Source organism: Pseudarthrobacter sp. NPDC092424 (genome assembly GCF_044754925.1).
Classification (GTDB): domain Bacteria; phylum Actinomycetota; class Actinomycetes; order Actinomycetales; family Micrococcaceae; genus Arthrobacter.
The window spans coordinates 115677-133374 of sequence record NZ_JBIVQC010000004.1 but is presented as its reverse complement, the minus strand read 5'-3'; the positions used below and the strand labels follow the sequence as shown (position 1 = coordinate 133374).

19 protein-coding genes and 1 tRNA gene are annotated in these 17698 nt (G+C 66.3%); 13 read left to right on the top strand and 7 right to left on the bottom strand.

Annotated features, from left to right (window positions below; all coding sequences use genetic code 11):
* Nucleotides 1-31 precede the first annotated feature (31 nt).
* The 5 genes from ACIQCN_RS08495 to ACIQCN_RS08475 all read left to right on the top strand — a co-directional run bounded on the left by ACIQCN_RS08495 (nucleotide 32) and on the right by ACIQCN_RS08475 (nucleotide 4378).
* Nucleotides 32-655 (top strand): CDP-alcohol phosphatidyltransferase family protein, encoded by a 624-nt coding sequence (locus tag ACIQCN_RS08495; RefSeq protein ID WP_400610410.1) that lies wholly within the window; start codon nucleotides 32-34, stop codon nucleotides 653-655.
* On the top strand, nucleotides 655-1563 hold the full coding sequence (locus tag ACIQCN_RS08490; protein WP_400610408.1) for a DMT family transporter: 909 nt from the start codon (nucleotides 655-657) through the stop codon (nucleotides 1561-1563). Before ACIQCN_RS08495 ends, ACIQCN_RS08490 begins: the two co-directional genes overlap by 1 nt.
* A gap of 93 nt (nucleotides 1564-1656) precedes the next feature.
* The gene (locus ACIQCN_RS08485; protein WP_400610406.1) at nucleotides 1657-2853 is read left to right on the top strand and encodes a glycosyltransferase; all 1197 of its coding nucleotides are present in this window, start codon (nucleotides 1657-1659) and stop codon (nucleotides 2851-2853) included.
* A 79-nt stretch (nucleotides 2854-2932) separates the two neighbouring features.
* Nucleotides 2933-3006 (top strand) — tRNA-Ile (locus tag ACIQCN_RS08480).
* A gap of 163 nt (nucleotides 3007-3169) precedes the next feature.
* Complete coding sequence (locus ACIQCN_RS08475) at nucleotides 3170-4378, top strand: acyl-CoA dehydrogenase family protein (protein WP_400606157.1); 1209 nt, start codon at nucleotides 3170-3172, stop codon at nucleotides 4376-4378.
* Here ACIQCN_RS08475 and ACIQCN_RS08470 read toward each other — a convergent pair.
* Complete coding sequence (locus ACIQCN_RS08470; protein WP_400610404.1) at nucleotides 4353-4943, bottom strand: M23 family metallopeptidase; 591 nt, start codon at nucleotides 4941-4943, stop codon at nucleotides 4353-4355. The two genes, ACIQCN_RS08475 and ACIQCN_RS08470, sit on opposite strands and share 26 nt — an antisense overlap.
* Nucleotides 4944-5416: 473 nt before the next feature.
* Here ACIQCN_RS08470 and rpsB point away from each other — a divergent pair, with 473 nt between their 5' ends.
* The 6 genes from rpsB (at nucleotide 5417) to ACIQCN_RS08440 (ending at nucleotide 10370) form a co-directional block, all read left to right on the top strand.
* A complete protein-coding gene (gene rpsB, locus ACIQCN_RS08465; RefSeq protein ID WP_377215444.1) occupies nucleotides 5417-6268 on the top strand; it encodes a 30S ribosomal protein S2 in 852 nt (283 codons plus the stop codon).
* 130 nt (nucleotides 6269-6398) lie between these two features.
* Nucleotides 6399-7235, top strand: a complete 837-nt coding sequence (gene tsf / locus ACIQCN_RS08460) for a translation elongation factor Ts (protein WP_400610402.1) — start codon at nucleotides 6399-6401, stop codon at nucleotides 7233-7235.
* Between the two features lie 129 nt (nucleotides 7236-7364).
* Entirely contained in the window at nucleotides 7365-8102 is a 738-nt protein-coding gene (gene pyrH / locus ACIQCN_RS08455; protein ID WP_079595549.1) for a UMP kinase, read from the top strand.
* 127 nt (nucleotides 8103-8229) lie between these two features.
* Nucleotides 8230-8787, top strand: coding sequence for a ribosome recycling factor (frr, locus tag ACIQCN_RS08450; protein ID WP_400606163.1), 558 nt, complete (start codon nucleotides 8230-8232; stop codon nucleotides 8785-8787).
* Nucleotides 8787-9710 (top strand): phosphatidate cytidylyltransferase, encoded by a 924-nt coding sequence (locus ACIQCN_RS08445; protein WP_400606165.1) that lies wholly within the window; start codon nucleotides 8787-8789, stop codon nucleotides 9708-9710. Before frr ends, ACIQCN_RS08445 begins: the two co-directional genes overlap by 1 nt.
* Before the next feature lie 75 nt (nucleotides 9711-9785).
* Nucleotides 9786-10370: a DivIVA domain-containing protein gene (locus ACIQCN_RS08440; protein ID WP_400606168.1), complete on the top strand. Its 585-nt coding sequence runs from the start codon at nucleotides 9786-9788 to the stop codon at nucleotides 10368-10370.
* A 19-nt stretch (nucleotides 10371-10389) separates the two neighbouring features.
* On the opposite strand, the gene ACIQCN_RS08435 is transcribed toward ACIQCN_RS08440, so the two are convergent.
* Genes ACIQCN_RS08435 through ACIQCN_RS08420 form a run of 4 tightly spaced genes read right to left on the bottom strand, consistent with a single transcriptional unit; the run spans nucleotide 10390 to nucleotide 14154 of the window.
* Nucleotides 10390-11856: a cation acetate symporter gene (locus ACIQCN_RS08435; protein WP_400606169.1), complete on the bottom strand. Its 1467-nt coding sequence runs from the start codon at nucleotides 11854-11856 to the stop codon at nucleotides 10390-10392.
* Between the two features lie 7 nt (nucleotides 11857-11863).
* Entirely contained in the window at nucleotides 11864-12214 is a 351-nt protein-coding gene (locus tag ACIQCN_RS08430) for a hypothetical protein (RefSeq protein ID WP_400606171.1), read from the bottom strand.
* A complete protein-coding gene (locus ACIQCN_RS08425) occupies nucleotides 12211-12927 on the bottom strand; it encodes a LytR/AlgR family response regulator transcription factor (protein ID WP_400610400.1) in 717 nt (238 codons plus the stop codon). Before ACIQCN_RS08425 ends, ACIQCN_RS08430 begins: the two co-directional genes overlap by 4 nt.
* A 24-nt stretch (nucleotides 12928-12951) precedes the next feature.
* Nucleotides 12952-14154 carry a sensor histidine kinase gene (locus ACIQCN_RS08420; protein WP_400610398.1) on the bottom strand — a complete coding sequence of 401 codons (1203 nt, stop codon included), beginning with the start codon at nucleotides 14152-14154 and terminating at the stop codon, nucleotides 12952-12954.
* A gap of 182 nt (nucleotides 14155-14336) precedes the next feature.
* Between ACIQCN_RS08420 and ACIQCN_RS08415 the strand changes: the two genes are divergently transcribed.
* Together ACIQCN_RS08415 and ACIQCN_RS08410 are read left to right on the top strand one after the other, a co-directional pair.
* Nucleotides 14337-14717 carry a DUF485 domain-containing protein gene (locus ACIQCN_RS08415; RefSeq protein WP_400610397.1) on the top strand — a complete coding sequence of 127 codons (381 nt, stop codon included), beginning with the start codon at nucleotides 14337-14339 and terminating at the stop codon, nucleotides 14715-14717.
* A complete protein-coding gene (locus tag ACIQCN_RS08410) occupies nucleotides 14714-16330 on the top strand; it encodes a cation acetate symporter (RefSeq protein ID WP_400606178.1) in 1617 nt (538 codons plus the stop codon). Before ACIQCN_RS08415 ends, ACIQCN_RS08410 begins: the two co-directional genes overlap by 4 nt.
* Before the next feature lie 150 nt (nucleotides 16331-16480).
* Here the strand turns inward: ACIQCN_RS08410 and ACIQCN_RS08405 are convergent, their stop codons facing one another.
* The gene (locus ACIQCN_RS08405; protein ID WP_400610395.1) at nucleotides 16481-16897 is read right to left on the bottom strand and encodes a hypothetical protein; all 417 of its coding nucleotides are present in this window, start codon (nucleotides 16895-16897) and stop codon (nucleotides 16481-16483) included.
* A 292-nt stretch (nucleotides 16898-17189) separates the two neighbouring features.
* Nucleotides 17190-17663, bottom strand: a complete 474-nt coding sequence (locus ACIQCN_RS08400; RefSeq protein ID WP_400606181.1) for an Lrp/AsnC family transcriptional regulator — start codon at nucleotides 17661-17663, stop codon at nucleotides 17190-17192.
* Nucleotides 17664-17698 lie beyond the last annotated feature (35 nt).

The window sequence follows — 17698 nt, the reverse complement described above, 5'->3', positions numbered from 1 at the left end:
CCACGACTGGCAGGAAGGAAAGGGACCCGGGGTGAAATTCATTGGTGCCGGTTCCCGGCCCGGCCGCCCCCAGGTGGACCACGACTCCGTGTTCACCATCCCGAACCTGCTTACCGTGGTCCGCTTCATGGGTGTGCCGCTCTTTGTTTGGCTGGTCCTGGCCAGGCAGGAGTATGCCGCCGGCGTCATCGTCCTGGCCATTATGGCTTCCACGGACTGGATAGACGGCTACATCGCCCGCCGCTTTGACCAGGCATCGAAGCTTGGGCGGGTGCTGGATCCCATTGCGGACCGGCTCGCCATGATCGCCGTGGCCATCACTTTGGTGATTGCCGGCGTCGTCCATTGGCTCTACCTGGCCGCGCTGGTGATACCGGACACCGTGCTCCTGGTGCTTTCGCTGTCGCTCTTCCACGGCCATCCGGACCTGCCGGTCAGCGTGATGGGCAAGGTCCGCACGGGCCTGCTCCTGCTCGGAATGCCGCTGCTGGTGCTTTCGCGGCTGGACACGCCGGTCTCCGGCCCGGCGTACGTCGCCGCATGGGTGGTCCTGGGGCTGGGACTGGTGGGCCACTGGGTGGCGGCGTACAACTATTTCCGGGCCATGCTGCGCAAGGGCGGACTCCAGCCAACGAACGACGGCGGGGCCTCCTGATGGTGTGGTTCGCCGTCCTGCTCGCGGTGCTTGGGGCGTTCTGCCTGGCGCTGGGTGCACAGCGCCAGGGCAGCGCGGTCAAAGCAGACACGGGCGGCCTTGCGCTGAGTTCGAACGGATTCCTCCGACTGCTGCGCAACCCCCGCTGGGTCTTCGGCCTCCTGCTGCTCGGCGCCGGCATGGCCATGAACGCAGTGGCGCTGGTGTCCGCTCCGCTGACAGTGGTGCAGCCCATTGGGGCGATCGCGCTGGTGATCACCACTATCGTGAACGCCCGGGACCAGGACATCAGCATCAACCGCGCCACCGTCGTCGCCATCGCCGCCTGCGTGACCGGCTCGGCGCTTTTTGTCCTGCTGGCGGTGACGGTGACGCAGGAGAACCACCACGTCAGCATCAGCGACGAACTCACCATCGACCTGCTGCTTGCCGTGGCCGTTGGAGTGTTCGGCTCCTTGGCCGCCATGTTCCGGCACCGGATGAATGCCTTCGTGTACATCCTGGGCGCCGGCGTGCTGTTCGGGTTTGTCGCCGTCCTGACCCGGATCATCGGCAAGCACCTGCTGGACCCCAACGGACTGTTCCTGCTGAACGTGCAGTGGTATTCGGTGGTGGCCATCGTTGCCGCCGGAGTCCTGGGATCGTGGTTCGTCCAGAGCGCGTATGCCACCGGTCCGCCTGACCTGGTGATCGCCGGGCTGACCGTGGTGGACCCCATTGTCGGGATCGCGATCGGCATCGCCATCCTGGGGGAGCTGCGCCCGGACGTCCACGCCGTCATGGCCATTGCCATGGGAACGGCGGCTTCCCTTGCTATCGTTGGGGTCATCGCCCTCTCAAGGCACCATCCCGAGGTCACCAAGCGCAAGAAGGACGCGCGGAAGACCGCGGGCAGGGCGTCCCATTAGCAGTGCAATCCACGCAGCCGGGCGCCACCATGCCGCGGCCAACCGTGCTGTCAGTCCATGCTGTCCGCACCGTGACCATCAGGAGTTTTCCCCGTGACCACGCCAGCCGACCAGCGTCCCCTGACCATCCTGATCGCCGCGGATACGTATCCGCCCCACGTCAACGGCGCCGCCCAGTTCGGGTACCGGCTGGCCAAGGGAATGACCGGCCGGGGCCACGACGTCCACGTGCTGGCCTGCCGGGCCGACAACGGCCCGAGCTTCACCGAGTTCCGGTCCGAGGCAGCCGTTCACCGGCTCAGGTCCCACGGTGTCCCCACCCACGAATACTTCAGGATCTGCCTGCCTTGGGAGATCAAGAAGGAAATCAGCCTGCTCTTCGAGCGGATCAGGCCGGATGTGGTGCACATCCAGAGCCACTACATGATCGGCGAGCACGTGCTGTACGAGGCCGTAAAGCGCGGTGTACGGGTGGTGGCCACCAACCACTTCATGCCGGAGAACCTGAATCCCTTCCTGCCGTTCCCGCAGTGGTTCAAGGACATCATCGGCCGCATTTCCTGGAAGGACATGGGCAAGGTCATGGGACAGGCCGACGTGGTCACCACGCCCACGCCGCTGGCCGCAAAGGCGATGCACGACCACGCCTTCCTGCGGAAGGTCCTGCCGCTGTCCAACGGCATCGATTCCGCCGCATACGAACTCCAGCCCGGTGAGGTGGTCGACCCGCACCCGCGCCCAACAGTGATGTTCGCTGGCCGGCTGGCGGAGGAAAAGCATGTGGACGTGCTGATCGACGCCATTGCCAAGACTCCCGCGGAACTGGACGTGCACCTGGAGATCGTGGGCGGCGGCGAGGTACGGCCGGCCCTGGAGGCGCAGGTGGCCCGGCTGGGATTGGACGGAAGGGTCCGGTTCCTGGGCCTGGCCAGTGACGAGGACCTCCGTACCGCGTACATCAGGGCGGACCTGTTCTGCATGCCCGGCACGGCGGAGCTGCAGTCCCTGGTCACGCTGGAAGCCATGTCAGCCTCGACGCCGGTGGTCCTGGCGGACGCCATGGCGCTGCCGCACCTGGTCCGCGATGGCGAAAACGGCTACCTGTTCAGGCCGAACGACAGCGACGACCTGGCCAGGAAGATCACCCGGATCCTGCAGCTCCCCGCCGACCAGCGCTCCGCCATGGGCCAGGCCAGCCGGAGGATGGTGGAACCGCACAGCATCCAGGGCACCCTGCAGACTTTTGAGGACCTGTACCGGGGCGCCGGGTTCGAAGAAAAGGTGGTCTGAGCCCATTCCAGTATTTGCTAGAGTGATTCTGCCCTCCCGGCCGGGTGTCCTGCATCCGCATATGCAGTGCGGGGGGCAGGGGGCTATAGCTCAGCTGGTTAGAGCGCGGGACTCATAATCCTAAGGTCCTCGGTTCAAGTCCGAGTAGCCCTACCCTCATCCGAAGCCGCGGCCAACGTTCAACGTTGGCCGCGGCTTCTTTGCTTAAGGGCATGGATGCGGTATGTTACTCACCAGTAACTTTGATGCTCCCGATGCCGGGAACGTATCGCTCCGATCCAATCCGCAGACTCACCAGACCCATTGCGAGGTAGCCATGTCCGCTGTGTCCTCTCCCGCCGCGCCCGCCGTCGAGGCTCCCGCCCTGCCCTATGCTGACGGTGATTTCTATGCCTTTGAACAACTGCTGACGGACAAGGAACGGGACCGGCTCGCTGAAGTCCGTACGTTCCTGGGCCGTGAAGTGACGCCGATCGCCACGGACTGCTGGAACCGGGCCGAATTCCCGATGGACCTGATTCCCCGGCTCGCCCGTATTGACCTGGTCAGCCCTGTGCGGAGGCAGGGCTATTCCACCCTGTTCGCGGGGCTGCTGCACGCGGAAGTAACCCGCGCCGACGCTTCCATCGCCACTTTCCTGGGTGTCCACGACGGCCTCTTTACCGGCTCAATCGAAGCATTGGCGTCCACGGAGCAGCAGGAGGCCTGGCTGCCCGATATCTACTCCCTCCGGAAAATCGGTGCATTCGGCCTGACGGAGCCGCTGGGCGGCAGCGACGTCGCCGGCGGCACGCGGACCACCGCCCGGCGGGAAGGGGACCACTGGGTCCTCAACGGCGCCAAGCGCTGGATCGGAAACGCAACGTTCGCCGACTGGGTAGTGGTGTTCGCACGCGACGTGGCCGATGGCCAGGTCAAGGGCTTCCTGGTGGACACCACCCTCCCCGGCTTCAGGGCTGCGAAGATCGAAAACAAGATCTCGCTCCGTACCGTGCAAAACGCCGACATTACGCTGGAGAACGTGGTGGTCCCGGACTTCTTCAAGCTCGCCCGCGCCAACAGCTTCAAGGACGTCAACAAGGTCCTCAAGGTGACCCGGCTCGCGGTGGCCTGGCAGGCTGTGGGCCTGCAGCTGGCCACGTTCGATGTCGCCCGCCAGTACGCGGTGGAACGGCACCAGTTCGGCAAGCCGCTGGCCTCCTACCAGCTGGTCCAGGGCCAGTTGGTGCAGATCCTCGGTAACGCGGTCAGTTCCATGGGCATGATGGTCCGGCTCTCCCAGCTGGAAGCCGACGGCCAGGCCAAGGATGAACAGTCCGCCCTGGCCAAGGCCTTCACCACCGCCCGGATGCGCGAGAGCGCCGCCCTGGGCCGCAGCCTGTTGGGGGGCAACGGCATCGTCACCGACTTCGGCATGGCCAAGATCTTCGCTGACGCAGAAGCCATCTATTCCTACGAAGGCACCCACGAGATCAACACCCTGGTGGCCGGGCGCGGCGTCACCGGGATCTCGGCCATCGTCTGACCTGCCTGGGCGCGTTATCCCGCGACGTGCCTGCCTTTATTCCGCCGTCCTGCTGACCCGGCTCTCCTTCATACAGAGGCAGCAGGACGGAGGGCCGCAGGTCCATGACGAACTTCAGCGGATTGACGTAGCCACCGTCCTGGCGCACGCCCCAATGGACGCAGGGCCTGGTACCGCAGTGCCCGTTCCTGAGGATGCCCACCGCCTGGCCTGCCTGCACGGACGTCCCCTTGGCGAGCGTGCTCTCCACCGGCTCGAAACTGCTCCGTAGTCCGTTGCCGTGGTCGACCGTGAGGACCGGCCGGTCAACCACCGTCCCGACGAAACTGATCGTGCCGTCCGCAGGGGAGGTGACCTTGACGCCGTCGCCCGCTGCTCCCAGGTCCACGCCGCGGTGGCCGCTCAGCCAAGGCTGCGGCGGAGGGTCGAAATTCCGCAGGACCGGCGGCCGGGGCTGCAGCGGCCATTGCCAGGCGGGGCCGGTTCCCTCCGGAGCGGGCACGGAGCCGGCAGCGGAGGAAGCCGGCAGGAACAGCAGAGCGGCAAGGAGCCCCGTGGTTTTCATCTGCCCAGCATGGGGCGGCGGTCCGCCGGCGCGGCAGGGCTGTGCCGCCCTATGTGGAAAAGTGCCGAACCACCTGTCCCGGCCAGCCCCCGGCCGCCCGTCCGGCCGTACCTTCGGCGCGGGCTGCTGTAGTACACTTGGGGGAGCAGTTTGCTGCGCCCTCAACGCTTCCCGTTCCGGTGGATTATTCCAACGGAATTTTTCCCTGTCCGGGCAGCGTCAGCACATCTCATTCAGGAGTGTGGGGGAGCGGCGGCTGACTACGCGTATCCAGCCCTTCACAACAGAAGCCCCAAAACTTCGGCTGTGGAGGACTGCGCCTCCTGCGGTCCGGGCCATGTGGCACGGATGGGAAGCGCAGTGGATGCCAGGAGCACGGCCCGTCCGGGCCACGCTAAATCAACCGTCAACTATTGGCAGGGTAAGAAGCCTTAGGGCTGTCTCATGAATGACCTGCCGGAAGGAGCGTCGGCATGCCCGTCGTAACCATGCGCCAGCTGCTTGACAGCGGCGTCCACTTTGGACACCAGACCCGCCGTTGGAACCCGAAGATGAAGCGCTTCATCTTCACGGAGCGCAACGGCATCTACATCATCGACCTGCAGCAGTCGCTGTCCTACATCGACCGCGCCTACGAGTTCGTCAAGGCCACTGTCGCCCACGGCGGCACCGTGCTCTTCGTCGGCACCAAGAAGCAGGCCCAGGAAGCAATTGCCGAGCAGGCAACCCGCGTTGGCCAGCCCTACGTGAACCAGCGCTGGCTCGGCGGTATGCTGACCAACTTCCAGACCGTCGCCAAGCGTATCCAGCGCATGAAGGAACTCGAAGAGATCGACTTCGACGACGTCGCCGGTTCCGCGTACACCAAGAAGGAGCTGCTGCTCCTCAAGCGCGAACTCACCAAGCTGGAAGCCAACCTCGGCGGTATCCGCAACCTGACCAAGGCTCCGTCCCTGCTCTGGGTCGTGGACACCAAGAAGGAACACCTCGCCGTTGACGAGGCCAAGAAGCTGAACATCCCGGTTGTCGCCATCCTGGACACCAACTGCGATCCGGACGAGGTCGACTTCCCGATCCCGGGCAACGACGACGCCATCCGCTCCGTGAACCTCCTGACCCGCGTTGTTGCCGACGCCGTTGCCGAGGGCCTGATCGCCCGCAACAACCGCGGCACGGGCGCCACCGAAGCCCCGGAAGAGCCGCTGGCCGAATGGGAGCGCGAGCTCCTCGAGGGCAACAAGGCTGAAGAAGCCGCTGCTGCTCCCGCTGCTCCGGCAGAAGAAGCTCCGGCTGCAGCCGAAGCTCCGGCCGAAGACGCCAAGTAACAACAAGTAAATCCGGATTCTCCGGCGCCGCCCGCGGCGCCGGAGCTGCTGACAGGATGGCGGCCCGCCAGGCGGGCTGCTGTCCTGTCAGTCCGTACACCACATCAAATTTCTAGACAGAGGGGTTCACATGGCGAACTACACTGCCGCGGACATCAAGGCCCTGCGCGAGCGCACCGGCGCCGGCATGATGGATGTCAAGAAGGCTCTTGACGAAGCCAACGGTGACGCCGAGAAGGCCATCGAAATCATCCGCATCAAGGGCCTCAAGGGCGCTACGAAGCGTGAAGGCCGCTCCACCGCTGAAGGCCTGGTCGCCGCCAAGGTCAGCAACGGCGTTGGCGTCATGATTGAAGTCAACTGCGAGACCGACTTCGTCGCCAAGGCTGACAAGTTCATCCAGCTGGCCGACAAGGTCCTGGCCGTGGCCGTCGAGTCCGGCGCAGCCGACCTCGAGACCCTGCTGGCCACCGAAGTTGACGGCAAGCCGCTGTCCGAGGTCGTCGTCGAAGAAGGCGCAGTCCTGGGCGAGAAGGTTGTTGTCCGCCGCATTGCCCGCCTCGAAGGCGCAACGGTTGACGCTTACCTGCACAAGACCTCCAAGGACCTCCCGGCCCAGGTCGGCGTGCTGTTCGCTGTCGACGGTGAAGGCGAAGCCGCTTCCACGGCAGCCCACGACGTCGCCGTCCACATCGCCGCGATGGCCCCGAACTACCTGACCCGCGAGGACGTTCCGTCCGAGCTGGTCGAGTCCGAGCGCCGCATTGCCGAAGAGACCGCGAAGGCCGAAGGCAAGCCCGAAGCCGCACTCACCAAGATCGTCGAAGGCCGCGTGACGGGCTTCTACAAGGGTGAGGTCCTGGTTGACCAGGCATTCGCCAAGGACGCCAAGAAGTCCGTGGCCCAGGTTCTCGAAGAGGCCGGCGTCAAGGGAACGGCGTTCGCACGCTTCCGCGTCGGCTCCTAGTCGATCCATGCAAGGGGTGGCCACTTCGGTGGCCGCCCCTTTTGCATGCGCGCAGATTGCCGTCCAGCCGGTTCCGACCATCGGCCCGGGCAGGATAACCTTTTTTCAGATCATCAACGGGAAGGCATCATGGAAGCCGTCAACACTGTAATCCAGCCAGAGAAAAGCAGGCGCCGGGTCCTCCTGAAGCTTTCAGGCGAGGTCTTCGGCGGCGGAAAGCTGGGTGTCGACCCCGAAACCGTGCGGGACGTCGCAAAGCAGATCGCAGCGGCCGTGCCCGAGGTGGAAGTGGCCATCGTGGTAGGCGGCGGCAACTTCTTCCGCGGCGCCGAACTTTCCCAGAGCGGCATGGACCGCTCCCGCGCCGACTACATGGGCATGCTGGGAACCGTCATGAACTGCCTGGCGCTGCAGGACTTCCTGGAACAGGCCGGCGTGGAAACGCGGGTCCAGAGTGCCATCACGATGGGCCAGGTGGCCGAGGCGTACATTCCCCGCCGAGCCATCCGGCATATGGAAAAGGGCCGCGTTGTCATCTTCGGGGCGGGCGCAGGACTGCCGTATTTCTCCACCGACACCGTTGCCGCCCAGCGGGCGCTCGAGGTGCACGCGGACGTGGTGCTGATGGCCAAGAGCGGCGTGGACGCTGTCTACACCGCCGACCCCAAGAAGGACCCCACCGCGGAGCGGCTGGAAACCCTCAGCTATGACGACGCGCTGCGTCGGGACATCCGGGTCATGGACCAGACCGCCATGACGATGTGCAAGGACAACAACCTCTCCATGGTGGTGTTCGGCATGGAGGGTGAAGGCAACGTCACCCGCGCCATCCTTGGTGAGAAGCTGGGCACGCTGGTCACTGCCTAGCTGCGGCTAGGATGTTTGCAGGACAGTTTCGTCCCCGGCCGCGCGCCGGGGACGAAAGCAGCTACAGAGAACCACCTTGTGCATGGAACCGGCGCCCCGGACTGCACCAGAACCGTCAGGAGAGACCGTGATCGAAGAAACCTTGCTCGAAGCCGAAGAAAAGATGGACAAGGCAGTCGAGGTAGCCAAGGAAGACTTCGCGTCCGTCCGTACCGGCCGCGCCAACCCTGGCCTCTACAACAAGGTGCTGGTGGACTACTACGGTTCGCCCACCCCGCTGCAGCAGCTGGCCTCCTTCGCCATTCCGGACGCCCGCACCATCCTGATCACGCCGTTCGACAAGACCGCGCTGCGGGACATCGAGCGCGCGCTGAGCGACTCCGAGGTGGGTGCGAACCCGTCCAACGACGGCAACGTCATCCGGATCACCATTCCGGAGCTGACGAAGGAACGCCGCAAGGAATACGTCAAGATCGTCAAGACCAAGGGCGAGGACGCCAAGGTGTCCATCCGGAACATCCGCCGCAAGGCCAAGGAAACGCTGGACAAGCTGGTCAAGGACGGCGAAGCCGGCGAGGACGAGGGCACCCGTGCCGAAAAGGAACTCGACAGCCTGACCAAGGCCCACGTGGACGGCATCGACGAACTGCTCAAGCGCAAGGAAGCTGAGCTGCTCGAAGTCTGATGGGCCAGGCAGAACAGGCCCCGGCGCCGGGCCCGCGCACACGGGGAAAGCGGCCCCGGGCCAACCCCACCCCCAAGGCGGGACGCAACCTCCCCGCTGCGGTGGTGGTGGGACTGGCCATGCTGTTCGGCGTGCTGGGCGGCCTGCTGTTCCTTCCGCTCGGCTTCGTGGCGGTCACAACCACCTTCGCTGTCTTCGGCGTGTGGGAAATCTTCCGTGCCCTGGAAGCCAACGGGACCAGGCTGCCCATCATTCCCGTGATGACCGGCACCGTGGCCATGCCATTCGCGGCGTATTTCGGCGGCATCGAAAGCCTGCTCTTCGCCATGCTGCTGAGCTCCGTTGCGGTGCTGCTGTGGCGCTCCATTGAGGGCGCCGCGGGGTCGGCCAACAGCATCTTCGCCGGAGTCTTTGCCCTCGGCTGGGTGCCTTTCTTCATCAGCTTCGCCGCGCTGCCGCTGCACGCCGGCACCGGAGCGTCCCCCTTGGGACTGTGGCCCGGCGGCACCGTACCCGAAGGCGCGCTGCAGGTAGCCATCATGCTCCTGCTGGTGGTGGCCAACGACACTTTCGGCTACCTGGTGGGCGCGTCCCTCGGCAAACATCCCATGGCGCCGAAGATCAGCCCTAAAAAGTCCTGGGAAGGCTTTGCCGGCTCCGTGGCCGGGGCCGCGGTGGTGGGCGTGCTGGCCAGCGTCTTCGTCCTGGACAAGCCATGGTGGGTCGGAGTGGTACTGGCCGTGGCCCTGGTGGCCGCATCTACGGCCGGGGACCTGGCCGAGTCCATGGTCAAGCGCGAGCTCGGCATCAAGGACATGAGCTCCATCCTTCCCGGCCACGGCGGCGTGATGGACCGGCTCGATTCGATCGTCTTCGCGGCACCCGTGGCATTCATCCTGTTCGGGCTGGCAGCAGGGGCCTGACATCCATCCCGGCCGCGTCCGCGGCACCTAGACTGGTGCAAGCAATCCGGCAGAAGAACATTGAAGGAAAACACAGTGGCATTGGACCAACACCGGCAGATTCCCGCGTCCTTTGAGCGTGTGGGCCGCAGCGACTACGGCTACAACGCCAAGCAGGTGGACCAGTTCCTGGCCCGGGCACGGGTGTCATTGGAGACTCCGGAAGAGGCTACCCATCCCGTCACCAGCGGGGATGTCCGCAGCGTCTCCTTCGATCCGGTGAAGGGCGGCTATTCCGCTTCGCACGTGGATGCTGCCCTGGACCGGCTGGAGGATGCCTTCGCCCGCAGGGAACGGGACGACCTCATTGCGGCCCGCGGCGAGGAAGCATGGCTGCGTGGGATCGGGCAGCTGTCCGGTACCCTGCGGGGACGACTGCACCGGCCCGACGGTGACCGCTTCCGCCGGCCGTCCAGGAAAAAGGCCCGCAGCTACAACACGGCGGACGTGGACCGGCTGTGCCGCGAGCTCATTGGCTACCTGGAGCACGACAAGCCGCTCAGCGTCGACAGCGTCCGCCGGGCTGTTTTCCGCCCCGCCGAGGGCCGCGACGGCTATGAAGAAGCGCAGGTGGACGCCTTCCTGGACCGCGTGGTCGAGCTCATGGCCGCCATCGACTAGCAGGCCGTGCGGCCGCTGATCAGCGTTCGGTGGCCAGGGGCCGCTCAGGAGTGTGCAGCCGCGTCATGACCCGCTGCATGGTGGCCGGCACCCGCCGCGCGGTGGCCCGCGACACGAGCACCATGACGCCAAACGCTGCCGGCACGGTCCAGGCCGCTGGCTGCGCCAGCCAGCCCGGGATGTTGTGTGCACCGGCCAGCGCCCCCGCCACGAGGGCGCCGCCGCACAGCAGTCCTCCTGTGAGCATCCCCGCAATGGCACCGGCGTCCGTCAGGCCCCGCCACCAGATCCCCAGCAGGAGCACCGGGCATACGGTGGAGGCGGTGAACGCAAACACCAGGCCCACGCTGCCGGCCAGCGCGAAGGAATCCGTCATGAACGCGAAGCCGAGCGGAACCACCGCTGACACTACTGCGGCCAGGCGGAACCCGCCCACTCCGCCGCCCAGCGCATCCTGGCTGATGACTCCGGCCAGCGACACCACCAGCCCCGAGGTGGTGGAGAGGAACGCGGCAAAAGCGCCGGCCACCACCAGTGCGGACAGCAGGTCCCCGGCGGTCCCGCCCACCAGGCGCCCGGGCAGCAGCAGCACCATTGCGTCGGCCTGGCCGGTGCGGGCGAGGTCCGGTGCGAAAACCCGGCCCACGAAGCCAAACGCGGTAGGAAACAGGTAGAACACTGACAGCAGTCCAAGGACGATCAGGGTGGTCCGCCGTGCCGACTGGCCGTCAGGGTTGGTATAGAAGCGCACCAGTACGTGGGGCAGTCCCAGGGTGCCGAACAGCAGTGCCACCAGCAGTGAGATGTTCTGGTACGGCCCTGCCGGAACCGCGCCGGTCGGATTGATGTCCGGCCCTGACAGCGCGGGAGTCCCGTTGCCGGCCAACACGAAGATGATGAATATGACGGGCACCGCCAAGGCAGTGAGCTTGAGCCAGTACTGGAACGCCTGGACAAAGGTGATGGACCGCATTCCGCCGGCGACAACCGTCAGGCAGACGACGACCACGACGGCCACGGAGCCCGCCCAGGACGGCAGCCCGGTGGTGATCCGGATGGTCAGTGCGGCTCCGTGCAGCTGCGGGACGATATACAGCCAGCCCACCACGACCACCACCAGGCTGGTCACCCGCCGCACCGCGGGGGAGTCCAGCCGAGCTTCGGTGAAGTCCGGGATGGTGTAGGCCCCGGAGCGGCGCAGCGGGGCCGCCACGAACAGCAGCAGCATGAGGTATCCGGCCGTGTAGCCCACCGGGAACCATAAAGCGTCGGTGCCGGACAACAGGATGAGACCCGCCACACCGAGGAAGCTGGCAGCGGACAGGTACTCACCCCCGATGGCTGAGGCGTTCCACCACGGCCGCACCGTCCGGGATGCAACGTAAAAGTCGCCCGTGGTGCGCGAAATCCGGAGACCGTAGAAGCCGATGGCGGCGGTGGCCAGCACCACCAGGGCGACGGCGACCAGTGCTACTGCGGGGTTCATCCCCGTCTCACCGGTCTTCTGCGAGGTCGCGGTACCGCGCCTCGTTCCGGGCCGCGGCCCGGATGAACAGCCAGGCGCTCAGGCCGATCACCGGGTAGATGCCGGCACCGAGCAGCAGCCAGCTGAAGGGAATGCCGGCGACGCTGGTCTCCGCCAGGCCGGGTGCGGCGGCGAGCAGGAGGGGAAATGCGCCCAGGATCAGCAGGAAGCCGCCGGCCACCACCAGGGCCAGCCGGAGCTGCGACCGGATCAGCGAGCGGACGAACAACTGGCCCACCTCGGAGTCCAGCGCGGCTTCGCGGCTTTCCTTGGCCGGCTGCACCGCGGTACGCGGCGCGGTTACGCGGACCCGGGTCATGACTGCGGCCTGATCCGGGTGGCCTCGAGCTTCTCCCGGACCATAGGCAGATGCCGCCGGCTGATGGGCAGTCCCGCGCCGGCCACCGTGACACTGGGACCGTCGGCGGCGAGCTTCATCGAGGTAACGTGCTTCAGCGCCACCAGGTACGAACGGTGCGTGCGGATGAAACCGGCCTCAGCCCACTGCTGCTCCAGGTCAGCCAGCGGCACCCGGATCAGGTAGCTGGCGTCCGCAGTGTGGAGCCGCGCATAGTCTCCCTGCGCCTGGACGTAAGTGACGTCGTCGCGCCTGATCATTTTCGTGGTCCCGCCCTGGTCGACCGTGATCATCTCCGGCGCGGCGGCGCCGTCGTGCATCTCACTGATCCGCGCCACAGAGCGTGCCAGCCGCTCCGCCCGCACCGGCTTGAGGAGGTAGTCCACGGCGGCCAGCTCGAATGCGTCCAGCGCGTGGTCCTCGTCCGCGGTGACGAAGACCACCGCCGGCGGGTTGCTGCTTCCGGCGATGGCACGGGCGATGTCCAGGCCGGAGAGGGCGGGCATGTGGATGTCCAGGAAGACCGCGTCCACACCGCCGCCGGCCAGTGCCTTCAGCGCTTCGCTCCCGGACGTGGCGCGGAAGACCTTCCCTACCCGTTCGTCCCTGCCCAGCAGGAACGCGAGCTCTTCGACAGCGGGAAGCTCATCGTCGACGACGAGGACATTGATCATGTTCCTAGGTTAGCCAACGGGGCGTCAGGCATCGTGCCCCGGCTGGGATTTGGGAACGCGCATGGTGATGAGGGTGCCCTCGCCGGGCGCGGTCTCGATGACCAGGCCGTGGTCGTTGCCGTAGACCTGCCGCAGCCGGGCGTCCACGTTGCGCAGTCCCACATGGTCGCCGTCCGCGTGCCCGGCCAGGACGGACTGGAGCTGCGCCGGGTCCATGCCGACGCCGTCATCCTCGATGGTCACCTCGGCGAAGGCACCCGCATCGTTGGCCGTGATGCTGATGTGCCCGGGCCCCTCCTTGGCCTCCAGCCCGTGCCGTACGGCATTTTCCACCAAAGGCTGCAGGCTCAGGAACGGGATGACGGTGCTGAGGACCTCCGGCGCCACGCGCAGGCTCACCTGCACGCGCTCGCCGAACCGCGCCCGCTCCAGCAGCAGGTAACGGTCGATGCAGCGCAGTTCCTCCGCCAGCGTGGTGAAGTCACCGTGCCTCCGGAAGGAGTAGCGGGTGAAGTCGGCGAATTCCACCACCAGTTCGCGTGCCCGGGCAGGGTCCGTGTTGATGAAGGACGCAATCGCATTCAGCGAGTTGTAGATGAAATGTGGGCTGATCTGGGCGCGGAGGGCGCGCACTTCGGCCTCCATCAGGAGGGTGCGTGAAGCGTCCAGTTCGGCCAGTTCCACCTGCACGGCCACCCAGTCCGCCACCTCGCTGGTCGCCCGCACGAGCCCGGCACCGGCGGTGGGCGCAAAGGCCGCCACCGCACCGACCACCCGGGTGCCGGCCCGCACGGGCGCGATGACCGCGGCAAGGGCGCCGCCGGTAGCGTCAGCCGGTTCCGGCCCGGACGGGCTGCCGGCGCGCAGCACCGCGGTACGGCCGCCCGCCAGGACCCCCGCCGCCAGGTCCATCAGGCGCGGCTTCAGTTCCTCAGCGGCGCCGTCCCAAGCCAGCACGCCGGCCGTGTCCGTGATGGCCAGGGCTTCGCAGCCCAGCAGGGCCCGGAGCTGCCGGCTTGCCTTGGCCGCTCCGGCGGGATTGAGCCCGCGGCGCAGGTGCTGGCCCGCCTGGGATGCCGCGTGCAGGGTGTGGTACGTGGCCCGCTCGGCGTCTGTGCCCAGCTCGCGGAAGGAGCGGAGCAATTTCAGCCCCACGCCGACGACGACGGCGACGGCCAGGGCGATGACGGCCACTGCCGCGGCGGTCAGGAGGGGGGAGTCGGGCATGGTGCCCAGCGTAGCGGCGGGTGCCGTTTGTCGCAGCATCGGGACCGTTGAGCGACCGCGCGCGCGGCGGGGCTGGAATGTTGTCCACCGCACACAGCAGAGTGATGGGAGTCACAGCGCCGGTATGCCTTGCAAGGTCCTGCCGCCCGGTGTGTCCAGGCAAGTCTCAATGAGGAGGAATGATGGGTCACGATACCCACACTCCGGACGCAGCGGCGTCCGTGGACTTTGAAGAGGTCCAATCGACGGAGCGGTTCCAGGAACTGCGCAAACGTCACCGCAGCTTTGTCTTTCCCATGGCCGCGGCATTCCTGCTGTGGTACTTCGCGTACGTCCTGCTCGCGGACTATGCGGTGGAGTTCATGTCCACCAAGGTTTGGGGGAACATCAACATCGGCCTGATCCTGGGGCTGCTCCAGTTCGTCTCCACTTTTGCGATCACCGGCTGGTACGTGAGCTACTCCAACCGGCGGCTGGACCCGATCGCGGCGGAGATCCGCCACGAAATCGAAGGGCATGAATTTGATAAGCACGGCAACCCAGTGGGCGGAGTGAACAAATGATCGGAATCCCCGCTGCGGTGGACGTGTCCGCCCTGAAGGACACCACGCTGCTGAACATGGGCATCTTCGGCCTCTTCGTGGCCGTCACCATGGTCATCGTGTTCCGCGCCAGCCGGAACAACAAGACCGCCGCCGATTACTACGCGGCCGGCCGGTCCTTCACCGGCTCCCAGAACGGCACCGCCATCGCGGGCGACTACCTGTCCGCAGCCTCCTTCCTGGGCATCACCGGTGCCATTGCCATTAACGGATACGACGGCTTCATGTACTCCATCGGCTTCCTCGTGGCCTGGCTGGTGGCACTGCTCCTGGTGGCTGAGCTGCTCCGCAACACGGGCAAGTTCACCATGGCGGACGTGCTCTCATTCCGGCTGAAACAGCGCCCGGTGCGGATCGCGGCAGCACTGTCAACCCTGGCCGTCTGCTTCTTCTACCTCCTGGCGCAGATGGCCGGCGCCGGCAGCCTCATCTCCCTCCTGCTCGGTATCAGCGACTGGGGCGGCCAGGCGCTGGTGATCATCGTCGTCGGCGGCCTCATGATCATGTACGTCCTGATCGGCGGCATGAAGGGCACCACCTGGGTGCAGATCATCAAGGCCATCCTCCTCATCGCCGGTGCCGCGGTCATGACCCTCTGGGTCCTGGCCATCTACGGTTTCAACCTCTCCAGCCTGCTCGGTGCAGCAGTGGACACCGCCAACAACCCCGCCGTCCTCAACCCGGGCCTGCAGTATGGGAAGTCCGAGACCTCCAAGCTGGACTTCATGTCCCTGGGCCTGGCACTGGTTTTGGGCACCGCAGCCCTGCCCCACGTCCTGATGCGCTTCTACACCGTTCCCACGGCCAAGGAAGCCCGGAAGTCAGTGGTGTGGTCCATCTGGCTGATCGGCCTCTTCTACCTGTTTACCCTGGTCCTGGGCTACGGCGCCGCGGCCCTGGTGGGTGCCGACACCATCAAGTCCGCTCCCGGCGGCGTCAACTCGGCTGCCCCTTTGCTGGCCTTCCACCTGGGCGGTCCGCTCCTGCTCGGCTTCATCTCGGCGGTGGCCTTCGCCACCATCCTCGCCGTAGTGGCCGGCCTGACCATCACCGCAGCCGCCTCCTTCGCCCATGACATCTACGCCAGCGTCATCTCCAAGGGCAAGGCCGACGCCGACACTGAGGTTAAGGTGGCCCGCCGCACCGTTGTGGTCATCGGAGTCCTGGCCATCCTGGGCGGCATCCTCGCCAACGGCCAGAACGTCGCCTTCCTGGTGGCGCTTGCCTTCGCGGTGGCCGCCTCAGCCAACCTGCCCACCATCGTGTACTCCCTGTTCTGGCGGAAGTTCACTACGCAGGGTGCGGTGTGGAGCATGTACGGCGGCCTCGCGTCGGCGATCATCCTGATCATGGTCTCCCCGGTGGTTTCCGGGACGGAGAAGTCCATGATTCCGGGCGCCGACTTTGCCATCTTCCCGCTCAGCAACCCGGGTATCGTGTCCATCCCGCTGGCCTTCCTCCTCGGCTGGCTGGGAACGGTCCTGGACAAGAACCGGGAGGACAGCGCCAAACAGGCAGAAATGGAAGTGCGGTCGCTGACCGGCGTGGGCGCCGAGAAAGCAGTGGACCACTAAGCCGCCCGCGTCCGGGCAAGGGGCACTGCATCCAAGCGCCCTGGCAACCAGTTCGACCCGCACAAAACGAAGCCCCTGCGCCCTGGATCAACGGTCCAGTGCGCAGGGGCTTCGGGTTGCCTGCGGGGCCGGGGAAGCGGTCCGGGGGTGTTAGTCCGCCGGGCGCAGGGTGATGCTGGTCATCCTGAGCTGGTCAGCACCCTCGAACCGGTAGGAGAGGTCGATCTTCCTCTCGCCGCAGGTGATGAACCCGGTGACATCAGCGCGCTTCACGTCCTCGCCCTGGCCGTTGCCCACGGTGAAGTCGCTGAAAGCCGGCTCGCACGCCCCGTCCAGCTTCAGCGTTCCGAGTCCGGTCATGAACTGCTCCTTGGAAAGCTGCTCCTGCAGGGCCGGGTCAAGGTACTCGCGGTAGGCCTTGGCCGTATCGCCAGCAATCACCAGGTCCGTGAAGTCCTCCGCCAGGCCGCGCGCCTTGTTGCTGGTGCTGCCGGTGATGTTGAAAAACATGATGATGCCAAGAACCACCAGGACCACCAATGCGCCGGCGGCGGCAAGCAGGACCACTGGCCGGCGCCTGCTCTGAACGCGGGCCCGCCGCCGCCCGCCCGGCCGCCCGCCGTCGTCGGGATCCTGTCCGGGCGATTGCCCCGGCTGCCTTTCCGGCAGGGGCGGCAGGCCGCGCGGGAGGCCATGCTGCTGCGGCGGGTAAGGTTCCTGGAGACCGCTCAAGGGGAGCCTTTCCGGACATGGTGCGGGGCACCGCCTGGACGCGCGGGCTGAATCCGCGCAATAACGTGCAACAGCCTATAGGGCACCCGGCGGGGTCCGTACTTTCGTTGCGTGCCCGCCGCTGCCGTCAGGTCGCGGCGGATCCCCGCTCCAGCAATGGCTGGACGCGGAACGGAATGAGTTCGCCCATGGCCAGCGCCGTATCCGTGCGGTCAACCCCTTCGCATGCCAGGATCTTGCCGTTGATCCGGAACAGGTCTTCCGCATCCAGCGCCACCACGCGCAGCAGCAGGTCCGCGGACCCGGTCAGGCCGTAGCCTTCCAGGATCTCCGGGATGTCCGCGAGCTTGCCGGCCAGTTCACCCAGTTTTTGCTGCTGGACATGGACGGAAATGAATGCCATCAGCGGGTACCCCAGGGACGCCGGGTTGATGCGGCGCTCGAACGAGAGGAAGACGTGCTTCTTCTCCAGCTGGGCCATGCGCGCCTGCACCGTATTCCGGGAAAGTCCCAGCTTCTGGGCCAGTGCCACCACCGTCCTGCGGGGGTCCTGGGCGAGGGCTGACAGCAGGCGGGTGTCAGTGCCATCCAAAGCTTGCATAATGCGCAACGTTAGCACGGTCGCGAGTGCCCGGA